Origin of the sequence: Candidatus Pantoea persica, from assembly GCF_013753875.1 — a bacterium.
Taxonomy (GTDB): domain Bacteria; phylum Pseudomonadota; class Gammaproteobacteria; order Enterobacterales; family Enterobacteriaceae; genus Pantoea; species Pantoea persica.
This window is the reverse complement of the sequence record NZ_SMDS01000020.1, coordinates 1-24328: the sequence shown is the minus strand read 5'-3', so window position 1 is coordinate 24328 and position 24328 is coordinate 1. Positions and strand designations below refer to the sequence as shown.

The following is a 24328-nucleotide window of genomic DNA, read 5'->3' as shown; positions in this document are numbered from 1 at the left end:
GTAGAGCTAAAAAGGACGACCTATGGCAAAACATTCCTCCAGCCGCGATAAAACCGGCGGTATTCAGGTCATCGCACGCGCGGCAACAATTCTCAACTCTCAACTCTCAACTCTCAACTCTCAACTCTCAACTCTCAACTCTCAACGCGCTGGGAGAGCATCCCGAAGGTATGAGCCTTGGCGGAATTGCGCAGGCGGTGGATCGCCACGCTACAGCGCATCGTCGCCGCGCTCGATAACGCCCAGCTGGTGCGCAGCAGCGGCACGGGCGGCGTGCGCCTCGGCCCGGCGCTGTTGAAACTGATCTCCAGCGTGCACACCGGCGTCGTCGATCTGATGCGTCCCAAGCTGGAGGCGCGGTGCGCCACCACCAACGAAACGATGTCGCTGTCGCGCGCCAGCGGCACGCAGCTGACCACCATTCACTACACTACGTTGTCGCTTCGCGCGAGCTGCCGCGCATGGGGCTAAAACTGCCGCTCTACAGCATCTCGGGCGGACGCGCGCTGCTGGTGCTGGAGTGCGATGAGGATGTACGCGTGATGGTGGGCGAAGCGTACCGCGAGCTGACGGACAAAACGGTGAAAACCCTGCCGCAGCTGATGGCGCTGATTAACGAGGTGCGCAACAGCGGTATCTCCTACGATCGCGGCGAACCCCTTGAAGGCATCTCCATCATAGCGGTGGCGCTGGATACGCTCTTTGGCCGCTTCTCCATTTCTCTGCTGGTGCCCACAACCCGCTTTCAGAAAAATGAAGCGATCTATCTTGAAGATATGCTTAAATGCAAAGAGGCGCTGATGCGCGAAATCGGCAAAATCGCCGCTGTTGAAGGATAAACTCACATGAAAACGCTGCTGATTGCTGTAGATAACTCACCGGTCGCCGACAAGGTGATCGCGACGGCAATTGAGGAAGCGCAGGCGCATCGGGTGCAGGTGGTGGTGCTGTGCTGCGTCGATCCTGCCTACTCCTCCTGCAACCAGCCCATCGATATCACGGTGGGCGAAGATCCGGCGGATTTCGCCGTGGCGCAGGATGAGCAGAATTCCACCGAGCTGGTGGTGCGCCATGCGCTAGCACCGCTACTGCGCACCGGCGTCGACGCCCGCGGTCTGATTGTCGCCGGCGAGGCGGCGGACACTATCGTCGCGCAGTCGCAGTCGCAGCAGCTTAACGCCCATATGATCATCATGGGACGACGCCACCTCTCGTCGTTCAACTGTCTGCTGAAGGGCTCGGTGAGCGGGGCGGTGATCGAACGCGCCCACTGTCCGGTATTAATCGACGTTCGTAAGGATTAGCGGCCCTGCATGACCTCGTCGTTTATCGCCACGCTGGCGGCCTTTGTGCTGCTGGCGCTGATTATTCTGCTGCTGCTCAATAACCACCCGGCTGCGCCTCTGGCAGGGCATACTGCTGTTTATGCCGCTGCTGCTGCTGGCTAACGTGCTCTGGTTCAGCTGGCTGAAGCCGCAGCAGCAGCGCGTGGCACAGAACGAGGCGGCGCTGAGCTATCTGGCGCAGGCGCCGGGCTACCGTATGCTGCAAACCTAGGAACCTGCGCTGTGGCAGCTTTTGCAGCAGGAAATGCAGCATCAGATGCGGCGCGGCGCAACGCCGCAGCAGGCAGCGGGCGAGCTGCGCGGCTGGCTGGCGGACCTTATTAACCAGCGGCTGATGCGCGCGCCCGATGCCGCGGTGGTCAACTACGTGCGCGTCTTGGTAAAAGCAATACAGGCGCTTGAGCAGAACGATCCTCAGCTCTGCTTTCGGTTTCTCTATCCCCAGGTGAGCGGCGGCGCCAATCTGGTGGCTACGTTCTCTCCCGCGCCCAACGCGGAAGATGCTGCGGCGACCATCTCGCCGTCGACCAGCCTCAGGCGCGGCGCGATCTGCAGCGTATTGTGGCGACGCTCTATAAAAAGTGGGGATATAAGCTGCAGCAGCTCAATATGCCAGCGGATACGGCGGTCGACCACTCGTCGATGTGCGCCATGTCGATCAATCTCTACAGCGCGATTCTCGCATTGCCGGACAAGCAGGCGGCCAATCTGTTGCGTAAAATGGTGGCACTTTCCGGCTGACGGGCAAAAAATGTCCGCTCAGTAAGGGCATAAGATCAATCAGAATGTCTTCTTGGGTTTCACCTGGTGTGGTGCAGACGCTGTTTGGTCTGAAGGCATCTTCTTACCCTTTATCACAGCGTGATAACCGTTTGGTCGAATCACTTTAATCGGTGAAAGTTAGCATTATTTATGTTAAGTTGGGCAATTTTCCGATAGCCGTCGGCTGTGCAGCGGCTTAAACTGCCGCGGCAATGAGAGGAATAAGATGAAAACAATTATTGCCGGCGCGATGGCACTGTTATTATTTATTACTGTCCGGCTGTAGCGTCAGCAAGCCGGGCGGATTTGAACATATAGATGAAGATCCCAGCTCAAATACTGTGCAGTATCGCTATGACCCGCAAAAATTAAACAAAGATGTGCTGGAACTCGATCTGGCCAGTTATTGCAACAGTAAAGGATTTGATAAAGTTGAAGCGCTGCCGCCGAAGGACAGCCATATTCTAGGGCTGAAAACAAACTGGTTCCAGTTTAACTATGCGATCAGAAGCTAGCGTAACAGCGACGGGAATAACCAATAAAATGGGCGGGTAATATCCCGCCATTTTTTATTTTTTTGCTGTGTGAAATCTTTGCCCTTAGCGGTGATGATGCCAGCCGCCGCCGTGGCCTCGGTCGATAATACATCCGCTCAGCATAGAGATAACTGCAATAACAGCTGCAACTTTAACGATTTTTTCACGGGAAGCTCTCCTCTTTTCCGATGGATATGACAATACGCTGGAATAGTGGAGCGAGGATGCGGCAAGTGTAGAGTTATTTAGAGAAATATTGCCGAATATTTCATTGTGAGTAAAAATAAATAGCCGGTTAATTTAAGCCTATCGGAACAGCCTGAATAAAAGGGATCCTCGGCAAGACAATTCTGAAAAGCAAGCCGTCTGTTTTCACCCTTTAGGGCAAATTGCGACTAAAGTAAGCGGATGCCAATAAATCAGGAAAGATAATGAAGCGTAACGTAAAAAATGTGCTGGCGATGCAGGCGGAGCTGGGAGAGTGTCGGACTTGGTTGGTGGCGGAGCAGGCGTTATGGTGCGTGGATATTCTGGCGCCAGCCATTCACCGCTTTGATCCGCACAGCGGCGCGCTGGAGACCTTTCCGCTGCAGGAAGATGTGGGCTGCAGCGGCGTCTGGCTGCTGGACGCGCAGGGCAAACCGCAGCGCAAAGTCGCCGACAATCCCGGCGAGGCGGCGAAAAGCCGCTTCAACGACGGGCGCGTCGATCCCTGGGGCAATTTCTGGTGTGGCAGCCTGTAGGAGCTGCTGGATAAAAACGGCGCGCTGCTCTGCCGCATGACGCCGCCGCTGCAGCTGGAGGTCAAAGGGCGCGACATTAAGATCTCTAACGGCGTCGCCTTTTCGCCCGATCGCCGCTGGATGTATCACAGTGATACGCCAAACGAGGTGCTCTATCGCTATGCGCTGGATGAGAAGAGCGAACCGGGCGAGCGCGAGCTGTTCCGTCGCTTTGACGCCAAAGGTGGCCTGCCGGACGGCGCGGCGGTGGACAGTGAAGGCTACTACTGGTCGGCACAGTTTGACGGCGGCCGCATTGTGCGCATCGATCCCGTCAGCGCGCAAATCGTGGATGAAATCGCGCTGCCGGTGCGCTGGTCGACCATGGTGGCCTTCGGCGGCCCCGATCTGAAAACCCTCTATATCACCAGCTCGCGCGAGGATCGCAAGGCAGAGGAGCTGGCGCACTATCCGCAGTCCGGCGATATTTTAGCGGTGGAGGTTGAGGTGGCGGGCCTGGCGGAGCCGCTGTTCCCGACATAACCCTGCGTCGCTGGCGCAGGGGCGGGCGGCGCGAGTCCGACGCCGCGTTAGCGGCATTTCAATGCGTCAGTTAGCGAAAAGGGCGCGCCTCATTTCGGAGGCGCGCCCTTTGCCGATTAGCGCGTCCGCTGCGTCTGTCCCCACGGCGGGGTGGGCCTGCCGCGCGGGAACAACCCTCAGCTGCGCTGCAGCTGCGGGTCCGCCAGCGACTGGCGCTGCGGCAGACGAATCATCAGCAGCGTCATAATCAGGCTAAAGGTCACGGTGAAGCCGCCGAACAACGAGGCCACCAGCGAACCGAGCACGCTGCCGATGCCGAAGCCAAGATAGAGCAGGCCATATTTTTTGGTCGGATTGTTCAGGCCGAAGAAGAAGTCACTTACCAGCGACGGGAACACGGTAATGGTGCCGCCGAAGCTAAAGGCGACGCAGGCCAGCGAGACAAAGAAGGTGGTTTCGTTCATGCGCGTGAACAGCAGAATGCTCATGCCAGTCAGCGAAATCACTCGGATGCGCGCCATCTTGTCCGACAGTACGCCCAGCACCAGACGTCAGCTCAAGTTGGCAACGGCGATCACCATCACCGCGCTGGCGGCGGTTTGCGCGCTGAGGGGCACCAGCCCTTCGCCACGCCAATCATGTAGAGGCCGCTCATGCAGGCGGTTAAAAACATCAGCGCCAGCATCCAATACTGCGGCAGGCGAACCGATTGCGCCCAGCCCGACCATGACGCCTGCGCTGAGGTAGAGCATCATCAGGTTGTCGGCATGGGCGGTGAGCCAGAAGCCGGCCGCCATCAGCATACCGGCGCCAATAGCGACGCGGCGCACGCCGAAGCGCTCCTGCAGTTTGCCCGCCAGCGACGAGGCGACCGCCAGCCCAAGGATCAGCAGGCCGAACGAAAAGGCGACCTCGCTGACCGCCGCGTCTAGTTTGATGGCGAGCTGGTCGTTGAACAGGCTCTAGGTATAGACCGAGCCCAGCGTGAACTGGGTAATAATGGTGCCGACTAAGTTCAGCCAGCGCGTGCGTTGGTACGAGGACAGGTTTGTCTGGTTCATGATTTTCTCTCCCGTTCAGGGATCTGGACACTGAGGCCAGCTTAAGCCCTCGTTACGCGCGCGCAGCAAAACGGCATGAACAGGATGAAATGCGTCATGAAATGCTGCTTCAGAGGGAATGAACGGCAGCGCCTGTCGCTTCGCTAATCTGTGATAAAAGCGGCATCATGATAATCTTTGGTTACCTGAAGTAAGCGAATATGTCATATGCGCGGTTCTGGCTGCAGGAATACAGAGTTTTTGCCAGGCTTAGAGCTCACTTAACAGGGAGGAAATATGAAAGACCGAGCATATGAACCCCTTAGCTGCGAGAACGAAGTGCGCTGCATCATCGGTCAGGCAGTGATTGAACTGAGCGAGAACCAGCAGCCGGTGACCAAATCAACGCTGGCGTTAAAACTGCTCTCTATGGCCGATCAGGATCAAGACGATGAGCGGGTACTGCTTTACTAGATTGCGCGCAAAGCCATCAATCAACCTCACCTTAGTCATCTCTTCGTAGTGATCGACCTAAGGCCCTTTGTCGCCTGACTTGCTGAGCGCGCGCACCTTATCGATTGCTGCTTTGCTCATCACTTCAAACTGCACGCCGCCATCTTTAAGGCGGGCTACCGCGTAAACATGGGAAAGGCGCCGGGGTTACTGTCTTCGTTCGGCACGTGCTCCAGCTTCTCTTCAAGGCCGTATACATAGCTGAACTTATAGTTTAGTTTTCAAATACTGCACGGGCTGACAGGCTGACGATCTGGCCTGAGCGGTGGGCGAGGTCGATCATCCCGCGATAGCCGACAATCAGCTGCGTTTCAGTGGCAACAGTGACCCACTGATTTCCCTGTTTCTGTCGCTTATCGAAAGGAAGCAGGTAAGCGTGCCCAAGCGTGCCGCCGGGCTCCAGACCGAGCTGTGCACACTGCATAATGACGTCGAGGAACGACATCTGGTCGCTCGGTGTTTTACGCAGCTCAGTCATTGTGATGCGTGCCAGTCTGTCGGCTGTCATATGCCTGGGCAGGGCGAGGGCAATCTGTGCCTTGATATTCGGATCGAGCATAAGCTGCGTCAGGGTTTTAGGCTTGCGGTCCTGCACAGGCGCGACGTCGTCTCCGATCGCTGCGGATTTGAGTGCTGCTGATGACATTTAGGGGCCTTATTTGATGCGGAAAACGCGAGATTTCGTAGTGGTTTTAAACGCGTCGTACAGCTCAGGGTGAGCCTCTTTAAACGCGGCAATATTGAATCGGGTTAAATTCCTGAGTGCGCCAGGTAGCCAGCTGCTTTCCTTCGAGGCTGATAAACGAGTTCTGCTGCATGAATAGCTTCAGCTTATGATCTGCAAAGTCGATTTCTTCCGATATTTCTTTCCGTCGCGCCAGCAACTCCCGGAGCTGGATAATGGTCTCCAGTGTTTTTCCATCGGCTTCAATGCCTGTTCTGGCGTCTTTGTCAAAGAGGCGCATCACGTCGCTTACTGCCGTGACCGGTGGCGGCGACAGGGTATTAACCCTGTCCTAGAACTGGATTTCCTTTTCCCGTATTGCGGCGATCGTCTCGTCGTCGCGTTCAACCCGGTAAACGCGAAAATCATCGGCGCCAATCAGCACGCCGAACACGCACACCTTTTTCCCGGTAACCATCAGCCCGAGCATGGCCTGCGTGGTGTAATGAACCGGAATTTCATCTGTCTGCTGCTCTCTCCATTCCCGCGCTTTAAAGAGGCTACATGTCTTTATCTCGATGTTTTCCCCACTCTCTGCCTCAGCATCTATTTTAGCGGCCATGTAGGGTAACTCCGGATCAAGATAACGCTCCCCGCGCCGGGCAATTATCAGGCCTGCTTCTTCAGAGAGAAGGTCAATAACGTAAGGTTCCATCCTTTGACCGCGGCTCAATATCTTTTGTTTGTCAGGTGAGAGGGGCTCTCGGCTTGGCTGCACTTTATCGAGATAAACATCCAGCGGAGTGCGACAGGGATATATGCCGAGGATACCGGCGACATCGCTGCCGCCTAAATATTTGCTTCGTTCAAGCTGTCCAACTGAACGCATCATGCTGCCTCTTGATTGCCATGGCGTCAGTAGTAACACCTGGTAAAGTTCGCCGGTTTGCTGGTCGTCTCATTGGACTGAGGTTTCCTGATGGCCCTCAGTTTTTAGCAGCCTACGTCCAGCAGGGTGGGCGTGGGCGCTGTCGCGCATCAGCCGCAGCTGCCGGCGCTGCTCATTATCCAGCACCTTCACACCGAGGTCTGGACAGCAGTCCAGGGAGGATTTTCGCTGGCTTTTTTTCATCTTGCACCGGTTGAACGCTGGCGCCACGACAAATCACCTGTCGAACGCATCCGGCTTCAGAAGCAGGCAATGCAGGGCGCCCCTGTATTCAGCGCCTTGGTTTTTGCTTTGTCGACGGGCGCGTTCTTACGCCAGAAATAAACCGCCGGGTCGATCGCATTCATCCAGCTGCGATTTGCTGACGTCAGGGCCTGCGTGACAGGCCTCATTACTGAGGCCATAGTAGATTCCAGGCTTCATGAAGCTGGCTCCTCCCAGCCAAGCACGACCTGCAGATCGTAATTGCGCTCAGCCTGGAGATAGGCCAGACGGAGAATAAAATCCTGGTAGGTGTTATCGGCGCCTTTACAGGCGCAGCAGCTTTTCACCTCGGGATGCAGATTCCAGTGGCGGAAGGCATAAAGCTGCTCAGGGAAAAAGTACAGCAGACGCTCTGCCTCATCCGCTATCCACTGATCTTTTTCAATCGCAGCCTGTTCCTCCGCGTCCAGTTGTTCCTGACGGCGTTCGAGCTGGGTGAACGACATCATGGTCAAGGCAATCTATAACAACGGCAGCGGTGGCTGCGGCGGAAGAGCCGGCGGCTGGGAGGAAAAGCTGGCACCGGTGACGATATTTTCAGGTGCAAACTCGATATTGCAGATAGCGTTAAAAGGGCGAGAAAAAGCGGCATCGCCCATGATGTGTGACTGCATCATGGGAAATGTTCCTCTGTCAAGCTGGGAGATTAAATCTGGTTGTTGTAGTCGGCATGGCTGAGTAAGTTCCAGCTCAGGCCGTTGTCTCGTGAAAGCAGGTGTCAGTGCGGGGTGACGCGCAGTGTCAGGTATCCGTCACGGTAAGTTCGTCTCGCGTGAATGTGTCCTGATCGCCACTGCCTGAGCTGCTGTTCTGCGCGCCGGGTTATCCTTTCGGGTGCATGAGGTTTCGACATAATGGCTGCCTCATCTCAGCGGCGCAGGCGGCGGCCAGCTTTTGCACAAACACCCAGGCAATGCCTTCACTGAAGCTGACAAACTGCCGGCTTCTGTTTAATACGCTGGCGGTGAAGATATACCAGCCATCATGCATCTGAATAGCCATACCGGGCCTCCTTCAGGCATAAAAAACCGCCACAGCGGGCGGTTGTGTTCAGGGCTGTCAGTTAAACTTTCACGGCTGCTGGCCTTCCTCACTCTCTTCGGACTCGCCGCAACAACAGCAGGTAGGGCTTAATTCAGGATGAATTTCATAAATCGGGCCGATAATGGCCTGAAGCAGCTCATCCAGTGAGCTTAGCACATTGGTACGGTATGCATCGGCTTCCTCCTGGCTCACTTTTCCTTCCTGCGCACAGGCATCAATCATGTTCACTGATGTGTACAGTTTTTCAGCCACATCGAAAAGGGGCTCGGTGACTTTTTCTGCAACTTCGCGATCTTGCATGGTGACCTCCGGGTCGGATGAATGCCCTGACAGGCAGGGTTAACGTAACGACGTCTCAAAATTCATGAGTGCCATATTCATGGACGAAACGATGCGTGTAGTTCTGATGAAATCAGCGACATCGCCGCCCACGTTCTACCAGTGCTCCAGCGCCAGAAGCACATCGCTGCGGATCTGACAGTGGCAGGCACCTACATACGCCTGCACATGAGTAAGGGCGAGGCGCTGTATTTCTTTCTGCGTAACGACTTCTGACGGTTTGTCACTTTTCATGGCGTCTCCAGATTTGTGCGTAAAAAAACTGCCTCAGTGGACGGTTTGTGCCTGCTTTTAGCCACATCGGGCAAGGTGATTAATCTGTGCGCGTCGGGATTCTATCTGCTATGATCTGTCGCGATCAAAAATTTTACTATTTGCATGGTATTTAATGGCGGATACAAGGCATATACAGCAGGATTTTCTGTTTTATTTTTTTGATGAAATCTTGATAAATGTAAACCTTTATTAATTCTCTATTGGGTTTGCATATTTTGCAATCCTCCCATAAGAGGGAGTTTTCTCTTAAATTTATCTTTTACCGTCTGGATTAGTATATTTAATAGCTCGCCTCGCTTGTTTGAATATTTTATCTGGCTTGCTTGTTAGTGCTTACAAATAGGGAGGCTTCTTCTAGAATAAAAATCTTAACACGAAAACGGCGGGCATAACTGATTTATGTTGGTTGCCATTTATTAATGGCAATATATCTAGGAGGATATATATGGCCGAACATCGTGGTGGTTCAGGTAATTTTGCAGAAAATCCTGAGAGAGCATCAGAAGCAGGTAAAAGGCGGGCAGAACAGCGGCGATAGTTTTGCCAATGACCGCGAAAAAGCTTCAGAAGCTGGTAAAAAAGGTGGCGGACGTAAATCTGAATAACCAGAATCTAAAATATTCTGGTTGAACCGCAGGCCCCGGCATCGATGTCGGGGCTTTCGTTCTGTGGCTCTTTATTTCAATATTATCAACAAGTTTTAACCAGCATGTTTATGGTGAAACTCCAGGTCGCTTGTGAAGAGCCCTGCCAGTGTCCCCCTGTTCATCTTTTCAGGTGTATATTTTCACGCCCCTATTTGTTATTGAAACCGCTTGGGTTAAAAGCCGTTATCTCACTTACTCATAACTCTGTATAACCCATGCTGGTGAACGTTAGTAAGGGAGGCTTTATCGAAACGATTAGATATACAGAATTCTGCTAATTTTACTTTGAACGGGACTTGTCCAGGATAACGGGTTTGAATTTTTAGTCAGTTTACTTTGATTTCCTGTCTCTGTCTGAGGGGGTTCCTGTGGGCTCTTTATGCTTTTGTTGCCAAAGGTATGGCTCAAATAAATTCATATTTACTCAACGAAACGAGAAAAAACTCTCCCATGCATGGAGCGGCCTGCGCGATATGTAGTCACCCCATGAACCGTTATTTCATGCTTCGTCAGCAGCCAACCTGTACAGCATGCTACTGCTCGGTTTGAACGCAGCCATGAAGGGTAGCAATATTTCGAAACGGGCATCGTATAAGGGCATTAGTCAGCTTTATACTTATAGTTGAAGATGCAGGTTCTACTCCTGCTGCTCGGTCTTTCTCGTCATTCCTCTTTCTGCAAAACCTCAGACGATCTGATAACTTTTTCTTTCGCTAACCTCTTAAAGAGGCCAAACTTAGCAATTGTCATTTCGATACTCAACGGAGTCTACATTTGGGCCAGGCCAAGATTCGGTGCTCATTATATGGATATCACCGTTTTAAATTTATCTTCAAAAATGAAGCAGCCGGAACGCCTCACGGAGCCATTTGCTGCGGCTGTGGTTAGCCGGTCAAATCCGGAAATCGGTACCGGCTTTTCTTGGTAGTAAATAACCAAAAAGAAGAAGTAACTGATTAAACAAGCGGTATGCTTCTTCGGCGCGGCTTCTGCACTGCACGAAGCTGGCGGCCGGCTTCGTTGATGACCTTCTGGTACTTACTGCTGATGCGGTGTTCAACGTACTTCGCAGCGCCAGCCAGAATCTGCTTGTGGTAATCGGTTTCCGTTTCTACCGTCTTGCTGACCCGATCGGCAGCTTTATGCTTACAGGAGATTTCCTCCCGGCTCATCTCTGCTGACCGCACTAGCGGTTACCATCCCAAATGAGCTGCCAAAATCTCCTCAATCTTGCGGCGCATATGCCGGCGTGTTCTGGCGTTGTCTTTCACCACAGGTTTAACAGATATGCCATAGCTGATATTTGCCATACATCCCCTGTTAAGTTACTGGCTGCACTGTCGCAACAATGCACTCAATAACCTTAGGTTAGGTGTGTTCTCGGCACCTGCCGTAGAGCTTCCCGCTCGTTGTTAAAGAACTTGTCATCCATTTGATTGTTGTTCAACATCCTGCTGATGAATCATAGTTTAGTGAATAGTAATTGATTTTGTCCAGTATTTACTAAAAAAATGGTTTGCATTTACTAAACACCATTTATTTGTTTAGCAATTTTTTGCGGACACAAAAAAGCTCGCTCAATAGCGGGCTGAAACAAAATGCGAAAAGGTCTAGGCATTAAAGATGGCTAGGCTAATCTATACTTTTAATCATATAGCTTCTACGGGTTACACCTAGATTCTCACTATGAACTTCTGAAACGCTAGCGATCAAAGATACTCGTTCACCAACTTTATATTTTTTGAATATCACTGGGTATATCAATAGGATATGATGCTTTTATCTTCCCGTTTTCACTTACTGCTTCCAGTTTTCCATACATAGATAAAAGAGCGAGTTCACCCGCGACATGTTCATCTGGAGGCTTGGCAATACTTGTCATGGACAACCGATCAGTAAGCCGTCGGATATTCATAGAATTCAAAGATACCTTTTTAACACCATCGCTTAAGGTCCAATCCACGTTAGGTAAAAATTTAAACTATGGTTTTCGCACTCTTGAATGATATTTTTTAGATTAGCGGTTGAATGAGAACCAATTTCAGCTATCATCTTGAGGTGGCAGCTATTTATCAGCAAACTATTCCTGCTCCTGCAGGCGCTGGCGCCTAGTCTCTTTTATGTTCATTCAACTATATTGATTAGTAATTGCTAAACAAGCAAATACCTGACGATCGGTCTAGTATTTAATCAACTCGACTTTTCTGGAGGGGTTTTTATGGAACTAAGAAAATACATTGTTACGTTGCCGGCTGCAGGGCCTTTAGCACCATTTTCAATGGCAAAAGAGATGCACTGACCTTCATCGAGAGTATTGTAGCTGTCGCTCCGAATAGCAGAGAAATGTACGAATACGTCTTTACTGCCGTCATCCGGAGTGATAAAGCCAAAACCTTTATCTGAGTTAAACCATTTTACTAAGCCAGTCATTTTATTAGACATAGATAGTTCCTTAATTGATGAGCCACTAAAAGCGGCGAAGATGGCCTGTAATGAGAAAGTGACTTATTGGGCACTTAGGAGGAGATTCACGAAGAAGGGTATCTATAGATAACACTTGAACTGAGGACTGCTTTACTAAAACTGCTTTCATAAGGTCTGTATTTCAAACCGACGCAGCTATTAAGACACGGCGTGGTTTGATTAGCAAAATTTTTTGATTTATTTTGACCGCTTAAATGGCCAGATGGCTGTACGCCTGTTAGTATCACCGCAAGTGAAGGACTTGTCACGTTCAGACTTAATCTCACGCAGGGCCAGATATTTTATGATGTCTGTTTGCCGGTCTGTTTAGTTGTAGAGGTCTTGTGCATCAGTGGTTAGAAATCACTTTCTGGTGTGGGCAGAATTTATCAAACGAAGCTATCAGCTTCTTCAGTCTAGACTGCACATTTTTGATATCTGTACATTCCTGCAAGGGTATAGGGTCTCAGCTTAAGCATACTCATAACAGGCTTCCCACATCGCTTTTATCAGATGCCAACAGTGCTGCGCTTTATGTATGCTAGCACTACCCGGCGAGATTCCGCGTCGTCCTGACAATGGTTATTTATGGAATCACCTGAAGAGTACATCACAGTAATATTCTTCTTGGTAACGCTTTAATGGAGTTGATCCAATGAAGGAAAAGGCATATCTCGTCACAGCCTGATTGAAAAAATCAAACAGCAAGCCGGAGAGACAAAGAGCGAGGCGCACAAAGCCTCAGTATCACTTGCGGCCAAAAGGTTGGGCTCTTGCTCAGGTACGTTGAACTGCTTTCTTCAGGTCACTTTCTTACAGCAGTGGTAGCCCGGGGGCCTGCTACTGCTGCACCATTCTTGGACTCATTCTGGCCAACAGATTATCAGGCTATCCATTTCAATCCCGCCGCGCTTTCTGATACTGGTATTTTCTGCGCAATTTTTGTACCAGTATATTCAGAGCTTCCTGGCAGGCTCCACGCACAGCCTCATCCTCAGTCTGTTATTTCATAACACGAAGTGCTTCCATCAACTGCGGTAACGTCAGATGCCCTTCAGATTCAAGCGTGTCCGCGACTGCCTTTCCGATAACGGCCAGAATGAAAGAAAATTCATCAACGCTGTAGTTCAAATAATTCTCCTTTTTCCTCAAAACAGCAAGTCGGGGAAAAGCACCGTTTGCTGCTCTCTGACGTTACCTTAAGTAGCATTAAAATTGAAGATTCTTCAGAATGAACTGGTCAGGAAAAAGACGTGCTCAGGCAGCATTAAATCCCGAAATGCGCTCGCTGTATAGAAGCATTACTGTAACGGATAATAAAACGACAGGAGCCTAAGGTAATGGATTATTCTGGCAGCGATGGAAAAAGAAAGACAGAACCAAAGTGACAGCTTTGATTATCATATCCTTGCGTACATGTTTTGGGAGGCCATATGCCAGTTATCCAGTCGGTGAAAGTGGACTGGTTCCAGGTGATCACAGACCTGACTCGGACCGGTTGTTCTCTGCAGCAGATTGCGGATGACATTCAGGTCGCTAAATCTACATTACTTGGTTGGAAGCAAGGGGCAGAACCGGGGCATGCTGCCGGTGAGGCGCTCATCCCCTACTGGCGTACCGTGCTCGCACGTAGACGTTGCGAACTCCCTTTCAAAATTGTTCATCTTAAGACTCGTTCCGAGGCAGCGGCTCGTCCTCGACATATGTTTCACGCACTCTTCAAATCAGCGCAAATCTGATTTCCTTGAGTATAAATGCGGCCTGTACTTTTTTGATGCTGGCGAGGCATGACTGTTGCTGGTCGGGATAACGTCCCATGGTAAGAAAGGGGAAATTCTGTTTCTGGTAACCTTTCTGCGCCTTGATGAGATCAGGTGCCGGGTTATACTGGCCCGGCCGGTAATAATCGCATAACGAAATACTTCGCCGCACCGTCTTCTGGCTTTATTCGCCCATTCCAGTGCGCCTCTGTCTTCATAGAGACTGATTACTTTCAGAAGCAACATTGGCTCAACTTCATCTATGCTGAGATGCCCGATGAGCGGCAGAATATTGTTATCGAACATACGGTACAGTTCAGCTGCATAGCTTTTCGACCACACGACTGATTTGTGGGCATACCACTCATTGAACTCATTGAAAATGTCGGCAAAGGTCCAGGTATCCGGCACCTTTTTCTTCTTCTATTGCCTGTTTTTCCTGAGCAGGATCGATGCCAGACAGCAGTTTCATTTTCGCTTCCGACTGTCGTGCACGCGCTTCTGTCAGGGATATCTGCGGCCAGGGGCCAATGACTAGCGTTTTCTCTTTGCCGTCAAAGCGGTAGCGGAGGCGCCACACCTCTTTTCCGGTAGGCGGGACGAAAAGGAAAAGGCCTCTTGCGTCAGCCAGGCGATATGACTTACCCTTAGGTTTAGCGGCGTCGATCTACTTTACCGTAAGCATGTGGGCATAATTCCGGGTGCAGTTTACGTTGTGCCCACAATATGCATGCAAAAAACTGGCGTAGTCAATTCATGCCGGTTCATGGTGGTTCTGTTCAGTCAGGGCTGCTGTCAGGCAGAGCGCAGGTTTTGTTCGTATCGGTGGTGGAGGTGGGTTCGGGTCAGTCAGAATGGCGTCCCCTGCAGGAGTCGAACCTGCAACTAGCCCTTAGGAGGGGCTCGTTATATCCATTTAACTAAGGGGACCGCGGCGCGCAGCAGTATAGCGCAAACGCGCCGCAAGAATACCCCGGCTGCGGCGCGTTTGCTCATTTCCTCAACAGCTTAGCGCTACTGCTTTTTCTGCTTTGCCGTTTTGCGCTGTTTCGCTTTCGCCGCCTCGCTCATATCGTTACGGATCTGCGCGTGGCTGATCAGGGCGAAAATCAGAGTGCCGCCGGTAATATTGCCCAGCAGCGTCGGCAGCGCGAACGGCCAGATAAATGCCTGCCAGCCGACCTGGCCGGTAAAGATCAGATAGAGGATCGCCACCGAACCCACCACGATATGCGCCAGATCCCCCAGCCCGACCAGCTAGTTCATCATCACGATGACGATCAGTTTAATAGCGCCCGCCTGCGGCATCATCCACACCATTGTGGCGATAATCCTGCCGGAAATCACCGCATTGGCGAACATCTCGCCAATGGTATTCTCCATCACCTTCTCGCTGATGGCGCTAAACGCCTGACGCGTGGCGTCGTCGAAAATCGGCATCTGCGCAAAGGCGAGCGAGGCGAGGGCGGTGCCGATCAGGTTGCCCAGCAGCACCAGTCCCCACAGCCGCAGCAGCAATCCGACATTGCCAATTGTCGGTTTATGCTCACCGACACAGCACTGCCGTCACCGTATTCTCGGTAAAGAGCTGCTGGCGCGCCATGATGACGACAACAAAGCCAAAGGTATAGGCCCAGGTTCTCCAGCAAAAAGGCGCCCGGCAATCCTTCTAGATGCACCTAGAAAATCCCTTTCGCCATCAGCGAGGCGCCCATCGGCAGCTCGGCGGCGACCGCCGACTAGAGAAGCGCCATGCCGTCGCGCTCTAACTCCTTCTCGCCATCCTGGCGGATCTCTTCGTGTATCGCCGCCGCGCGCGAGGGCAGGGCGTCTTCATCTACCCCAATTTCAGTTCCTTGCTCTTTTTCATCGCTATCAACATCGTTTTCATCCTGGCGAATAGATGGGGGAGGTTTCATGTTGGCTCCTTGTTGTTATTATTGCAGCGCATAATAAGCGTAGTCGGTTTTGGCAAGGGCGAAATGTAACTATCTTATCCATGAAGTGTTAGAAATTTTTAACACTGTGCAATTTTTCAGCATATCCGCCGCAAAAGAGGTGTAACCCTCCATTCAGGCGCGCCGCGACGCACCGCATGGGGTTCGGACCTCAGCAACCTTGTGGTATTATCCTGGCCTCTTTTTACCTGGCGCGACTCCTCTTGTATGCTCGATGTCATTAATCTCTCTTGTGTTCGCGATGAGTGCACTCTGTTTCACAGCCTGACGTTTAGCGTCGCGGCTGGCGATATTGTGCAGATCGAGGGGCCAAACGGCGCGGGAAAAACCTCGCTGCTGCGGCTGCTGGCGGGCCTGAGCCGTCCAGAGGCGGGCGAGGTGCGCTGGCAAGCGCAGCCGAGCCAGCAACAGCGCGAACAGGGGCATCAAAACCTGCTTTTTCTCGGCCATCAGCCGGGGGTAAAAGCGGTACTATCGCCGCTGGAAAATTTACGCTTTTATCACCCTGACCACAGTGAGTCGCAGATATTTGACGCGCTGGCATGCGTCGATCTGCTCGGCTTTGAATAGGTGCCGGTGGCACAGCTCTCGGCGGGACAGCAGCGGCGCGTGGTGCTGGCCCGGCTCTGGCTCAGCGAGGCCGCGCTGTGGATCCTGGACGAGCCACTGACGGCGATAGATAAAGCGGGCGTGGAGACATTAATGAAGCGGTTTACGCAGCATGCCTAACAGGGCGGACTAGTGATCCTTACCACCCATCAGGATCTGCCGCAAAGCGCGGTGTGGGTGCGTGCCATCCGGCTGACCGGCGCGGAGTCTTGCTGATGTCCTTGCGCGTCATTCAGCGCGAACTGCGCATCGCCTTTCGCCGCGGCGCGGAAGTAGTCAATCCGCTTTGGTTCTTCCTGATCGTGATTACGCTGTTTCCGCTCGGCACCGGGCCGGAACCGCACTAGCTGCTGGCGCGCCTGTTCCGCGACTATTTTCTCGACGGCTCGCTAGAGCAGCTCCTGCTGCTGCTGCTGCTGCTGCTGCCGGTGACGGTGCTGGGCAAAGTGATCGCGCACTGGCTGGTGACCGGCCTGCCGCTGATCCTGCTGTCGCCGCTGTCGCCGCTGGCGGCGTTGCTGCTGTCGCTCGACTTTAACGGCTGGCTGGCGATGGCGCTGACGTTGCTGCTCGGCACGCCGACCTTCGGCTTTCTCGGCGCCATCGGCGTCGCGCTGACGGTCGGGCTGCGGCGCGGCGGTGTGCTGCTGAGCCTGCTGGTGCTGCCGCTGGCGAGATACCGGTGCTGATTTTCGCAGCGCAGCGATCAACGCGGTGAGCCAGGGATTGCCTATCGGCGGCTATCTGGCGATCCTCGGCGCGATGCTGGCGCCGTTCGCCACCGCCGCTGCGCTGCGTATCGCGCTGCACTGAGCCGCACATGCGTCAGACGTGTCGGACCCGATTTTTTAACCGCTGATGGCGGGACGGCTGGATACCGCCTGGACGCGCTGGTCGCGTCCCTGGACCACCACCGCCTGGGTGTTTCTCACTATCGGGCATCGTGCTCGGCTCGGTGTGGGCCTATTACAAACTCGGCTGGGGCGGCTGGTGGTTCTGGGATCAGGTCGAAAACGCCTCCTTTATGCCGTGGCTGGCGGACACCGCGCTGATGCACTCGCTGGCGGTGACGGAAAAGCGCGGCACCTTTAAAGCCTGGACGGTGCTGCTGGCCGGCTCGCGGCATGTTTATCCTCGCCTTCCTGGTGATCTTGATCGGCAGCTTGCTGCTGCTCTACGCTATCAAGGGCAGCCGCGTGCAGAACGAAGCCTAGTCACGCAAATCCTTCCTGCTCGGCAACAACGTGCTGCTGATCGCCGCGATGCTGGTAGTGCTGCTCGGTACGCTGCTGCCGCTGGTGCACAAGCAGCTCGGCCTCGGCAGCATCTCGATTGGCGAGCCGTTCTTCAACACCATGTTCAGCTGGCTAATGGCGTCGCTCGCCCTGATGCTCGGCATCGGGAAGCTGGTGCGCTGGCGCTGGTCGTCACCCTGGCCTGTTCGGTGCTCTGTTGCCCTGGTGGCTGCAGGACCGCATCGAGGCGATGATGGTGGTGGGGCTAATAATGTCGGTCTGGATCATCGTACTGACGCTGCTGGAGCTGCACGAGCGCGCCACGCATCGTCACACCTTCTTGCGCGGCCTGCGCCATCTGTTGCGCAGCCACTGGGGCATGGTGCTGGGCCATCTCGGCGTCGGCGTCATGGTGATCGGCATCGCTTTCAGCACCCAGTACAGCTTCGAGCGCGACGTGCGTATGAAGGTGGGTGACAGTGCCGATATTCACAGCTATCACTTTGTATTCCGCGACGTGCATAACCTGCAAGGGCCGAACTACAGCGGCGGCGTCGGCATTATCGACGTCAGCCGTAACGGCAAGCCGGAAGCGGTGCTGCACGCTGAGAAGCGCTTCTATTCCGCGGTGCGCACCATGATGACCGAGGCGGCGATCGACGGCGGCTTTACGCGCGACCTCTACGCCGCGCTGGGCGAAGAGCTGGACGACGGCTCCTGGGCGGTACGCATCTATTACAAACCCTTTGTGCGCTGGATCTGGTTCGGTAGCGTGTTTATGGCGATCAGCGGCCTGCTCTGCCTGCTCGAGCCGCGCTACCGCTCGCGGAAAAAAGCGGCGCGGGAGGAGCGGGCATGAACAAGAAAATCCTTTTTATCCCGCTAGGGATGTTTTTAGTGCTGGCGGCGGCGCTGCTGTGGCAGCAGGCGCGCAACGCCGGCGGCGACGATCCCACGCAGCTGGAGTCAGTGCTGATCTGCAAGCCGGTGCCGCTGTTTAAGCTGGAAGCGCTCGATCGCCTGGGCAAGATCTACGACCAGAAGATCCTGACCGACGGCCAGCCAATCCTGCTTAACGTCTGGGTGACCTGGCTCAATACGCTGGGCAACCCTTATGCGCTCAGCCTCTATTACGGCGATGGCATGCTGGGGCTGGATCTCGGCGTCTAAGGCGCGCAGGAAACCTTCCTTATCGATGGCAAGGGCATTATCCGCTATCGCCACGCCGGCGATTTGAACGCGCGCGTCTGGCAGCAGGAAGTGCTGCCGCTGTGGCGGAAATACAGCAAGGAGGGCGCGTGAAACGCTTTCTCTTTATTCTCTGCGGCCTGATGCTGAGCTTTATCCTGTGGGCGGCGATCGACACTTACCAGTTCGAATCGGTGGCGCAGGAGGAGCAGTACCGCGACCTGACCGCCTCACTGCGCTGCCCGAATGCCAGAACAACAGCATCGCCGACTCAAACGCGATGATCGCGGCGGATATGTGCCTCAAGGTGTATGAGCTGATGAAGCAGGGGCAGAGCCGCCAGCAGATCATCGACTATATGGTGGCGCGCTACAGCAATTTCGTCACCTATGCGCCGCCGGTGAAGCCCTCGACGCTGATCCTCTGGGGCGGCCCGGCGCTGTTTGCGCTGCTTGGCGGCCTGATCATTATTCTGCGCAGCCGCCAGCTTAAAACGCGCAGCGAGCTGGACGAGGCTGAACAACAGCGCCTCAACACCATACTGAACAGCAACGGGAAGCGGAAATGAGCGCATTGTGGATAACGATTTTTGTGCTGCAGGCAGTTGTCAGCCTGCTTTTTCTCGGCGCGGGCTGGCGGCAGCGTCAGGCGAGCAGCAACGATCGCGATTGCCTGAATACCGATTTTTACCATCAGCGCTTGCGCGAGCTGGAAGAGGATGAGGCGCAGGGCGTAATCGGCGAGCGTGCCACCATGGTGAGCGAACTGCAGCAGACGCTGCTGAACGACGTTCCGCCCGCCGAGGCGGCGCGTTCGCGCGCCAGCAGCCGTCTGGTGCTGCTGCCCGGCGTGCTGTTGCTGGTGGCGGCGTCGCTCGGCATGTACCTGAAAAGCGGCGGTCTGACGCAGGTTGCCAGCTGGATAGCGGTGCAGCAGGAATACCCGTCGCTGCGCGCGCGTGATGGATCCGCAGGCGAAGCCGCTGACCATGGAGGAGCTGGCGCGTCTGCAGCTCGCCTCCGATAACCTCGCGCTGAAGCAGGACTATGCCGAAGTGCTGACGCGCTCCAGCGATCCGCAGGATAACCGCCAGGCGGGTCTGATGCTGCGCGATATGCTGAAAGATAACGGCAGCGATCTGCGCACCCTCGGCCTGCTGGCGTTTAATGCCTATGAGCTGCAGCAGTTTGATCAGGCTATCGGCACCTGGCAGACTATGCTTAAACTGATCCCGGCTGACGATCGACGCCGCGCAATGATAGAGCGCAGCATTGAACAAGCGAAAACCGACGCGAGCCAGCAAAATACGCAGCTGGCGCTGACCGTGACGCTGACTCCAGAGGCAGAAAAAATGTTACCGCCGGGCGGAGTCATTTATATTTCTGTTTCTGACAGTGTTTTATCTGTGCCCGTGGCCGTCAAGCGCCTGCCGCTGAGCTACTTCCCGTTATCGCTTACGCTGGATGACAGCAACACCATGATGCCAGAGCGCTTGCTTTCGGCGCAGCATCAGGTACAGGTTCGGGTGCGTATTTCCCGCGACGGCAGCGTCACTCCACAGAGCGGCGACTGGTTTGGTCTGAGCGTGGTGACGCCCTGGGATGGTCATCAGCACATGGCTGTAGAGATTAATCAACGGCAGCCCTGAAGTGATACTTCATTAAACTGCACAGGGAGATAACAATGACTTACCGCCTGACCAGCCTTGTACTGGCCAGTTTCATTCTGGCTGGATGCGCCAGTTCAAAGCCGGAGAGCGAGGCGTCTGCCCAGCGCAGCGACCCGTTCGAAGGCTTTAACCGCACGATGTTTAACTTTAACTACAACGTAGTGGATCCATATGTGCTGCGTCCCGTCGCGGTGGCGTGGCGCGGCTATGTACCGGTGTCGGCACGAACCGGCCTGAGCAACTTCCTCGGCAACCTGGAAGAGCCGACCAGCATGGTGAACGCGATTCTGGTGGGCGATTCGCGCCAGGCAGGCATTTACTTTACCCGCTTCTTACTGAACTCCGTTCTGGGGCTGGGTGGCTTTATCGACGTGGCGGGCAAGGCCAATCCCGAGCTGGCGCGTGAAGTGCCGCGCCGCTTCGGCAGCACGCTCGGCCACTACGGCGTCGGCTACGGACCTTACGTGGAGCTGCCCGCCTATGGCAGCTTCACCATTCGAGAAGATGGCGGCTACTACGTCGATACGCTCTATCCGTTGCTGAGCTGGCTGACCTGGCCGATGTCCATCGCCAAGTGGACGCTGGAAGGGGTAGAGACGCGCGCGCAGCTGCTGGATTCGGACGCGCTGCTGAAGCAGCAGTCAGATCCGTACGCCTTTATTCGCAACGCCTATTTCCAGCGTCACGATTTCTTGGCGAACGGCGGCCGGCTCAAGCCGGAAGAGAATCTGAACGCCAGCGCGATTCAGGACGATCTGAAAGATATCGACGCGCAGTAACGGCGGTAAAAATAGCAATGGCGACCCAGGGGTCGCCATTTTCCAAACAGGGAAAAATGAGCAAAGCGCAGCTGCTGCTGACGCGCGTGGGCGATCGCATAGCTATCACTCACGGATTACGCACCCCTTTCCTGCGCCAGGCGACGGGATTCCACGGAGTCCCGGCGGTAGAGCTGGGTCGCATGGTAGTAAGCGAGCTGATGGCGCGCAGCGAATTGCCTGTCGAGGCGATTGAACAGCTAGTGTTCGGCCAGATGATCCAGATGCCAGAAGCGCCCAATATCGCGTGCGAAGTGGTGCTCAGCAGCGGTCTGGGCGTGCACACCGACGCCTACAGCGTTAGCCGCGCCTGCGCCACCAGCGTTTAGGCAGTAGCCAACGTGGCGGAGAGCCTGATGGCAGGCACGATCCGCGCCGGTATCGCCGGCGGCGCAGACTCCTCGTCGGTGCTGCCGATCGGCGTCAGCAAAGCGCTGGTGCGCGCGCTGCTGGATCTCAGCAAGGCGCGCAGCTTTGGACAGAAGGCGGCGATCCTGCGCCACCTGAGGCCGCGCGATCTGCTGTCAGTGCCGAGTATTCCACCGGCCTGCGCATGGGCGACACGGCGGAGCAGATGACGAAAAGCCACGGCATCACGCGCGTCGTGCAGGACGCGCTGGCGCTGCGCTCGCACCAGCGCGCCGCCGGCGCCTGGCAGTCGGGCGTGCTGCAGGAAGAGGTGATGCCCGCCTTTGCGCCGCCGTGGAAGGCGCCGATCGAACAGGACGACAATGTGCGCATGACGGCGAAAATCGAGGACTATGCGCGGCTGCGCCCGGCGTTTGATCGCCAGCACGGCAGCGTCGTCACGGCGGCCAACAGCACGCTGCTGACCGACGGCGCGGCGGTGGTGCTGATGAGCGAGGGACGCGCGTGCGAGCTCGGCCTCTCGCCGCTCGGCTACCTGCGCAGCTACGCCTTCACCGCCATCGACGTTCAGCAGGATATGCTGCTCGGTCCCGCCTACGCCTCGCCGCTGGCGCTGGCGCTGGCGCTGGCGCGCGCCGGCCTCAGTCTGCAGGATCTGACGCTAATCGATATGCACGAAGCCTTCGCCGCCCAGACGCTGTATAACCTGCGCTGCTTTAACAGCGAGCGCTTTGCGCGTGATAAACTCAACCGCCCGCACGCGCTGGGCGAAGTGGACGACGCGCGCTTCAACGTGCTCGGCGGCTCTATCGCCTATGGGCATCCTTTCGCCGCCACCGGCGCAAACGCTGCGCGAGCTGCGGCGGCCTGGGGCTGGTAACCGCCTGCGCGGCGGGTAGCTTAGGCGCGGCAATGGTACTGGAGGCGGAATAATGGAGCAGAGCGCGTTTCACTTACAGATGAGGTCGGATCGTGTCGGTGTGATCACCATCGACGTGCCGGGCGAAAAGATGAATACCCTGCGCGCCGCCTTTGCGCAGCAGCTGGCGGCAGTAATAGAGGAGGCGCGACGCGACGCGCAGCTGGCCGGGCTGGTGCTGATCTCCAGCAAGCCCGACAGCTTTAGGCGGCGGGCTGGAGTTGGCGCTGGCATGCGACGCGCGCATCTGCACGCTGGACGACAAAACCCGCCTCGGCCTACTGGAGGTGCAGCTGGGGCTGCTGCCGGGATCGGGCGGTACCCAGCGGCTGCCGCGGCTCCTGCAGCAGGCGCTGCCGCTGATCCTCACTGGTAAAACCCTGCGGGCGAAGCAGGCGCGCAGGCTGGGGCTGGTGGATGACGCTGTGCCGCAGGCGATCCTGTTGGAGACGGCGGTAGCGCGGGCGCTGAAGGGCAAGCGCGCCAGCCGCGCGCTGCGGCTGCGCGACCGCGTGATGCAGGCGCTGCTGGCGCAGCGCGAAACCGCGCGCAAAACCCATGGCAACTATCCAGCCGCGTCGCGCATTATCGACGTAGTGCGCACGGGCATCGAGCGCGGCACCGTGGTAGGGCACCAGGCGGAGGCGAGCGCCTTTGGCGAGCTGGCGATGACGCCGGTCGCCAGATCGGCGTGCTGGGCGGCGGCATCGCCAGCGTCACCGCCATCAACGCCGGCCTGCCGGTGCGCATCTAAGGATGTCAGCCTGCAGGGGGCGACCACGCCCTGAAGGTTGGCTGGGAGCTGCTCTGCCGCAGGGTAGAGCGGCGCTATATCAGCCCGGCGCAGCGTCATCAGCAGATGGCGCGCATCTCCGGCGGCATCTACTATCAGGGTTTCGCGCAGCGCGATCTGGTGATTGAGGCGGTATTCGAAGATCTCGCGCTCAAGCAGCAGATGGTACGCGAGGTCGAGACCCACTGCGCGCCGCACACCATCTTCGCCTCTAACACCTCGTCACTGCCGATTGCGGATATCGCCGCGCAGGCGCAGCGGCCGGAAAACGTGATCGGCCTACCCTACTTATTAAGCCCGGTCGAGAAGATGGTGCTGATGGAGGTGATCCCACACGTCGCCACTTCGGCTCAAACGCTGGCACCACCGTCGCGCTGGCGAAAAAGCAGGGCAAAACGCCGATTATAGTGGCGGACCGCACGGGGTTTTACGTCAACTGTATCCTTGCGCCCTATATAAATGAGGTGATGCGCTGCCTGCTGAAAGGCGAGCCGATGGAGCATATCGATCGCGCGCTGGTCAGGGCGGGCTTCCCGGTCGGTCCGATTCAGCTGCTGGACGAGGTGGGCATCGACGTCGGTAGTAAAATAACCACGGTGTTGCAGCAGGCGTACGGCGAGCGCTTCGCCGCGTTAGAGGCGGTGCTGAAAGACGACCGCAAGGGGCCAAAGGCTTCTATCGCTATGGCGGCGGGCGCGGCGGCAAGAAAGCCGATCTCACGCTCTACGCGCTGCTGGGGTTGCAGCCTGCTGCGAAGCAGAGCGAAAAGCAGATCGCCGAGCGTTGCATGATGATGATGCTCAACGAGGCGGCGCGCTGTCTGGAAGAGAGAGAGAGAGAGAGAGAGAGAGAGAGAGAGAGAGAGAGGGAGGATCCAGAGAGAGATAGTCGCGAGAGAGAGA

19 protein-coding genes, 1 tRNA gene and 16 pseudogenes are annotated in these 24328 nt (G+C 55.5%); 20 read left to right on the top strand and 16 right to left on the bottom strand.

The features are described from left to right. Positions 1-22 precede the first annotated feature (22 nt). From EIO60_RS12570 to EIO60_RS12540, 7 genes and pseudogenes are all read left to right on the top strand, one after another. Positions 23-839, top strand: a pseudogene (locus tag EIO60_RS12570) (IclR family transcriptional regulator). A 6-nt stretch (positions 840-845) separates the two neighbouring features. Further along, positions 846-1304 (top strand): universal stress protein, encoded by a 459-nt coding sequence (locus EIO60_RS12565; protein ID WP_258576992.1) that lies wholly within the window; start codon positions 846-848, stop codon positions 1302-1304. 9 nt (positions 1305-1313) lie between these two features. Then, the gene (locus EIO60_RS12560) at positions 1314-1448 is read left to right on the top strand and encodes a hypothetical protein (protein ID WP_258576991.1); all 135 of its coding nucleotides are present in this window, start codon (positions 1314-1316) and stop codon (positions 1446-1448) included. Further along, positions 1426-1557, top strand: a complete 132-nt coding sequence (locus tag EIO60_RS12555) for a hypothetical protein (RefSeq protein WP_258576990.1) — start codon at positions 1426-1428, stop codon at positions 1555-1557. The genes EIO60_RS12560 and EIO60_RS12555 overlap by 23 nt, the downstream gene beginning before the upstream one ends. A gap of 350 nt (positions 1558-1907) precedes the next feature. Then, positions 1908-2087 (top strand): hypothetical protein, encoded by a 180-nt coding sequence (locus EIO60_RS12550; protein ID WP_258576989.1) that lies wholly within the window; start codon positions 1908-1910, stop codon positions 2085-2087. A 260-nt stretch (positions 2088-2347) separates the two neighbouring features. Continuing rightward, positions 2348-2623, top strand: a complete 276-nt coding sequence (locus EIO60_RS12545) for a hypothetical protein (protein ID WP_508278752.1) — start codon at positions 2348-2350, stop codon at positions 2621-2623. Positions 2624-3075: 452 nt separating this feature from the next. Then, positions 3076-3909, top strand: a pseudogene (locus tag EIO60_RS12540) (SMP-30/gluconolactonase/LRE family protein). Positions 3910-4085: 176 nt separating this feature from the next. Here EIO60_RS12540 and EIO60_RS12535 read toward each other — a convergent pair. Beyond that, positions 4086-4970, bottom strand: a pseudogene (locus tag EIO60_RS12535) (MFS transporter). 276 nt (positions 4971-5246) lie between these two features. On the opposite strand from EIO60_RS12535, the gene EIO60_RS12530 reads away from it, so the two are divergent. Beyond that, a complete protein-coding gene (locus EIO60_RS12530; protein ID WP_258576988.1) occupies positions 5247-5423 on the top strand; it encodes a hypothetical protein in 177 nt (58 codons plus the stop codon). Here the strand turns inward: EIO60_RS12530 and EIO60_RS12525 are convergent. Both EIO60_RS12525 and EIO60_RS16205 read right to left on the bottom strand, forming a co-directional pair. Then, positions 5397-6108: pseudogene (locus EIO60_RS12525) on the bottom strand (recombinase RecT); the annotation flags it as partial. The gene EIO60_RS12530 and the pseudogene EIO60_RS12525 overlap by 27 nt on opposite strands. Positions 6109-6117: 9 nt before the next feature. Next, positions 6118-7018 (bottom strand): annotated as a pseudogene (locus EIO60_RS16205) (YqaJ viral recombinase family nuclease). Positions 7019-7147: 129 nt separating this feature from the next. On the opposite strand from EIO60_RS16205, the gene EIO60_RS12510 reads away from it, so the two are divergent. Then, the gene (locus tag EIO60_RS12510; protein ID WP_258576985.1) at positions 7148-7399 is read left to right on the top strand and encodes a hypothetical protein; all 252 of its coding nucleotides are present in this window, start codon (positions 7148-7150) and stop codon (positions 7397-7399) included. A 95-nt stretch (positions 7400-7494) separates the two neighbouring features. On the opposite strand, the gene gamL is transcribed toward EIO60_RS12510, so the two are convergent. After that, positions 7495-7788, bottom strand: a complete 294-nt coding sequence (gamL, locus tag EIO60_RS12505) for a host nuclease inhibitor GamL (protein ID WP_258576984.1) — start codon at positions 7786-7788, stop codon at positions 7495-7497. Between gamL and EIO60_RS12500 the strand changes: the two genes are divergently transcribed. Continuing rightward, positions 7775-8017, top strand: a complete 243-nt coding sequence (locus EIO60_RS12500) for a hypothetical protein (RefSeq protein ID WP_258576983.1) — start codon at positions 7775-7777, stop codon at positions 8015-8017. The two genes, gamL and EIO60_RS12500, sit on opposite strands and share 14 nt — an antisense overlap. A 144-nt stretch (positions 8018-8161) precedes the next feature. On the opposite strand, the gene EIO60_RS12495 is transcribed toward EIO60_RS12500, so the two are convergent. The 3 genes from EIO60_RS12495 to EIO60_RS12485 form a co-directional block, all read right to left on the bottom strand. Then, positions 8162-8341 carry a hypothetical protein gene (locus EIO60_RS12495; RefSeq protein ID WP_258576982.1) on the bottom strand — a complete coding sequence of 60 codons (180 nt, stop codon included), beginning with the start codon at positions 8339-8341 and terminating at the stop codon, positions 8162-8164. A 69-nt stretch (positions 8342-8410) separates the two neighbouring features. Next, positions 8411-8683, bottom strand: coding sequence for a hypothetical protein (locus EIO60_RS12490; protein ID WP_258576981.1), 273 nt, complete (start codon positions 8681-8683; stop codon positions 8411-8413). Positions 8684-8818: 135 nt separating this feature from the next. Continuing rightward, entirely contained in the window at positions 8819-8956 is a 138-nt protein-coding gene (locus EIO60_RS12485) for a hypothetical protein (protein WP_258576980.1), read from the bottom strand. A gap of 487 nt (positions 8957-9443) precedes the next feature. On the opposite strand from EIO60_RS12485, the pseudogene EIO60_RS12480 reads away from it, so the two are divergent. Continuing rightward, a pseudogene (locus EIO60_RS12480) lies at positions 9444-9603 on the top strand (con-10 family general stress protein). A 998-nt stretch (positions 9604-10601) separates the two neighbouring features. Here the strand turns inward: EIO60_RS12480 and EIO60_RS12475 are convergent. From EIO60_RS12475 to EIO60_RS12440, 9 genes and pseudogenes are all read right to left on the bottom strand, one after another. After that, complete coding sequence (locus EIO60_RS12475) at positions 10602-10817, bottom strand: hypothetical protein (protein ID WP_258576979.1); 216 nt, start codon at positions 10815-10817, stop codon at positions 10602-10604. A gap of 560 nt (positions 10818-11377) precedes the next feature. Then, positions 11378-11527: a hypothetical protein gene (locus tag EIO60_RS12470; RefSeq protein WP_258576978.1), complete on the bottom strand. Its 150-nt coding sequence runs from the start codon at positions 11525-11527 to the stop codon at positions 11378-11380. Positions 11528-11835: 308 nt separating this feature from the next. Continuing rightward, positions 11836-12087: an RNA chaperone/antiterminator CspA gene (cspA, locus tag EIO60_RS12465; protein ID WP_258576977.1), complete on the bottom strand. Its 252-nt coding sequence runs from the start codon at positions 12085-12087 to the stop codon at positions 11836-11838. 1023 nt (positions 12088-13110) lie between these two features. Then, positions 13111-13239, bottom strand: a complete 129-nt coding sequence (locus EIO60_RS12460) for a hypothetical protein (protein ID WP_258576976.1) — start codon at positions 13237-13239, stop codon at positions 13111-13113. Positions 13240-13925: 686 nt separating this feature from the next. Beyond that, positions 13926-14237: pseudogene (locus EIO60_RS16860) on the bottom strand (tyrosine-type recombinase/integrase); the annotation flags it as partial. Positions 14238-14241: 4 nt separating this feature from the next. Continuing rightward, the gene (locus EIO60_RS16855) at positions 14242-14535 is read right to left on the bottom strand and encodes an Arm DNA-binding domain-containing protein (RefSeq protein WP_374058197.1); all 294 of its coding nucleotides are present in this window, start codon (positions 14533-14535) and stop codon (positions 14242-14244) included. A 188-nt stretch (positions 14536-14723) separates the two neighbouring features. Then, positions 14724-14798 (bottom strand) — tRNA-Arg (locus EIO60_RS12450). Between the two features lie 84 nt (positions 14799-14882). Next, positions 14883-15583 (bottom strand): annotated as a pseudogene (locus tag EIO60_RS12445) (formate/nitrite transporter family protein). 24 nt (positions 15584-15607) lie between these two features. Beyond that, positions 15608-15787 carry a hypothetical protein gene (locus tag EIO60_RS12440; protein ID WP_258576975.1) on the bottom strand — a complete coding sequence of 60 codons (180 nt, stop codon included), beginning with the start codon at positions 15785-15787 and terminating at the stop codon, positions 15608-15610. Between the two features lie 246 nt (positions 15788-16033). Between EIO60_RS12440 and ccmA the strand changes: the two are divergent. From ccmA to EIO60_RS12395, 9 genes and pseudogenes are all read left to right on the top strand, one after another. Continuing rightward, positions 16034-16651: pseudogene (gene ccmA, locus EIO60_RS12435) on the top strand (cytochrome c biogenesis heme-transporting ATPase CcmA). Further along, positions 16651-17248: pseudogene (gene ccmB / locus EIO60_RS12430) on the top strand (heme exporter protein CcmB). Before ccmA ends, ccmB begins: the two co-directional pseudogenes overlap by 1 nt. A gap of 42 nt (positions 17249-17290) precedes the next feature. Further along, positions 17291-18529 (top strand): annotated as a pseudogene (locus tag EIO60_RS12425) (heme lyase CcmF/NrfE family subunit); the annotation flags it as partial. Beyond that, positions 18526-18972: pseudogene (locus EIO60_RS12420) on the top strand (thioredoxin domain-containing protein). The pseudogenes EIO60_RS12425 and EIO60_RS12420, both read left to right, overlap by 4 nt. A 29-nt stretch (positions 18973-19001) precedes the next feature. Next, positions 19002-19426: pseudogene (locus tag EIO60_RS12415) on the top strand (cytochrome c-type biogenesis protein). Continuing rightward, positions 19423-20506, top strand: a pseudogene (ccmI, locus tag EIO60_RS12410) (c-type cytochrome biogenesis protein CcmI). The pseudogenes EIO60_RS12415 and ccmI overlap by 4 nt, the downstream one beginning before the upstream one ends. A gap of 35 nt (positions 20507-20541) precedes the next feature. Beyond that, complete coding sequence (mlaA, locus tag EIO60_RS12405) at positions 20542-21306, top strand: phospholipid-binding lipoprotein MlaA (protein ID WP_258576974.1); 765 nt, start codon at positions 20542-20544, stop codon at positions 21304-21306. Positions 21307-21362: 56 nt separating this feature from the next. Then, positions 21363-22647: pseudogene (gene fadI / locus EIO60_RS12400) on the top strand (acetyl-CoA C-acyltransferase FadI). Beyond that, a pseudogene (locus EIO60_RS12395) lies at positions 22647-24328 on the top strand (3-hydroxyacyl-CoA dehydrogenase NAD-binding domain-containing protein); the annotation flags it as partial. The pseudogenes fadI and EIO60_RS12395, both read left to right, overlap by 1 nt.

Excerpts from the sequence above, each read along its gene's own strand:
- EIO60_RS12485 (WP_258576980.1), bottom strand. The coding sequence starts at position 8,956 with ATGAAAAGTGACAAACCGTCAGAAGTCGTTACGCAGAAAGAAATACAG.
- EIO60_RS12470 (WP_258576978.1), bottom strand. The coding sequence starts at position 11,527 with ATGACAAGTATTGCCAAGCCTCCAGATGAACATGTCGCGGGTGAACTC.
- mlaA (WP_258576974.1), top strand. The coding sequence starts at position 20,542 with ATGACTTACCGCCTGACCAGCCTTGTACTGGCCAGTTTCATTCTGGCT.
- EIO60_RS12555 (WP_258576990.1), top strand. The coding sequence starts at position 1,426 with ATGCCGCTGCTGCTGCTGGCTAACGTGCTCTGGTTCAGCTGGCTGAAG.
- EIO60_RS12530 (WP_258576988.1), top strand. The coding sequence starts at position 5,247 with ATGAAAGACCGAGCATATGAACCCCTTAGCTGCGAGAACGAAGTGCGC.
- EIO60_RS12475 (WP_258576979.1), bottom strand. The coding sequence starts at position 10,817 with ATGAGCCGGGAGGAAATCTCCTGTAAGCATAAAGCTGCCGATCGGGTC.
- EIO60_RS12490 (WP_258576981.1), bottom strand. The coding sequence starts at position 8,683 with ATGCAAGATCGCGAAGTTGCAGAAAAAGTCACCGAGCCCCTTTTCGAT.
- cspA (WP_258576977.1), bottom strand. The coding sequence starts at position 12,087 with ATGTCTAATAAAATGACTGGCTTAGTAAAATGGTTTAACTCAGATAAA.
- EIO60_RS12495 (WP_258576982.1), bottom strand. The coding sequence starts at position 8,341 with ATGGCTATTCAGATGCATGATGGCTGGTATATCTTCACCGCCAGCGTA.
- gamL (WP_258576984.1), bottom strand. The coding sequence starts at position 7,788 with ATGATGTCGTTCACCCAGCTCGAACGCCGTCAGGAACAACTGGACGCG.
- EIO60_RS12560 (WP_258576991.1), top strand. The coding sequence starts at position 1,314 with ATGACCTCGTCGTTTATCGCCACGCTGGCGGCCTTTGTGCTGCTGGCG.
- EIO60_RS12440 (WP_258576975.1), bottom strand. The coding sequence starts at position 15,787 with ATGAAACCTCCCCCATCTATTCGCCAGGATGAAAACGATGTTGATAGC.
- EIO60_RS12565 (WP_258576992.1), top strand. The coding sequence starts at position 846 with ATGAAAACGCTGCTGATTGCTGTAGATAACTCACCGGTCGCCGACAAG.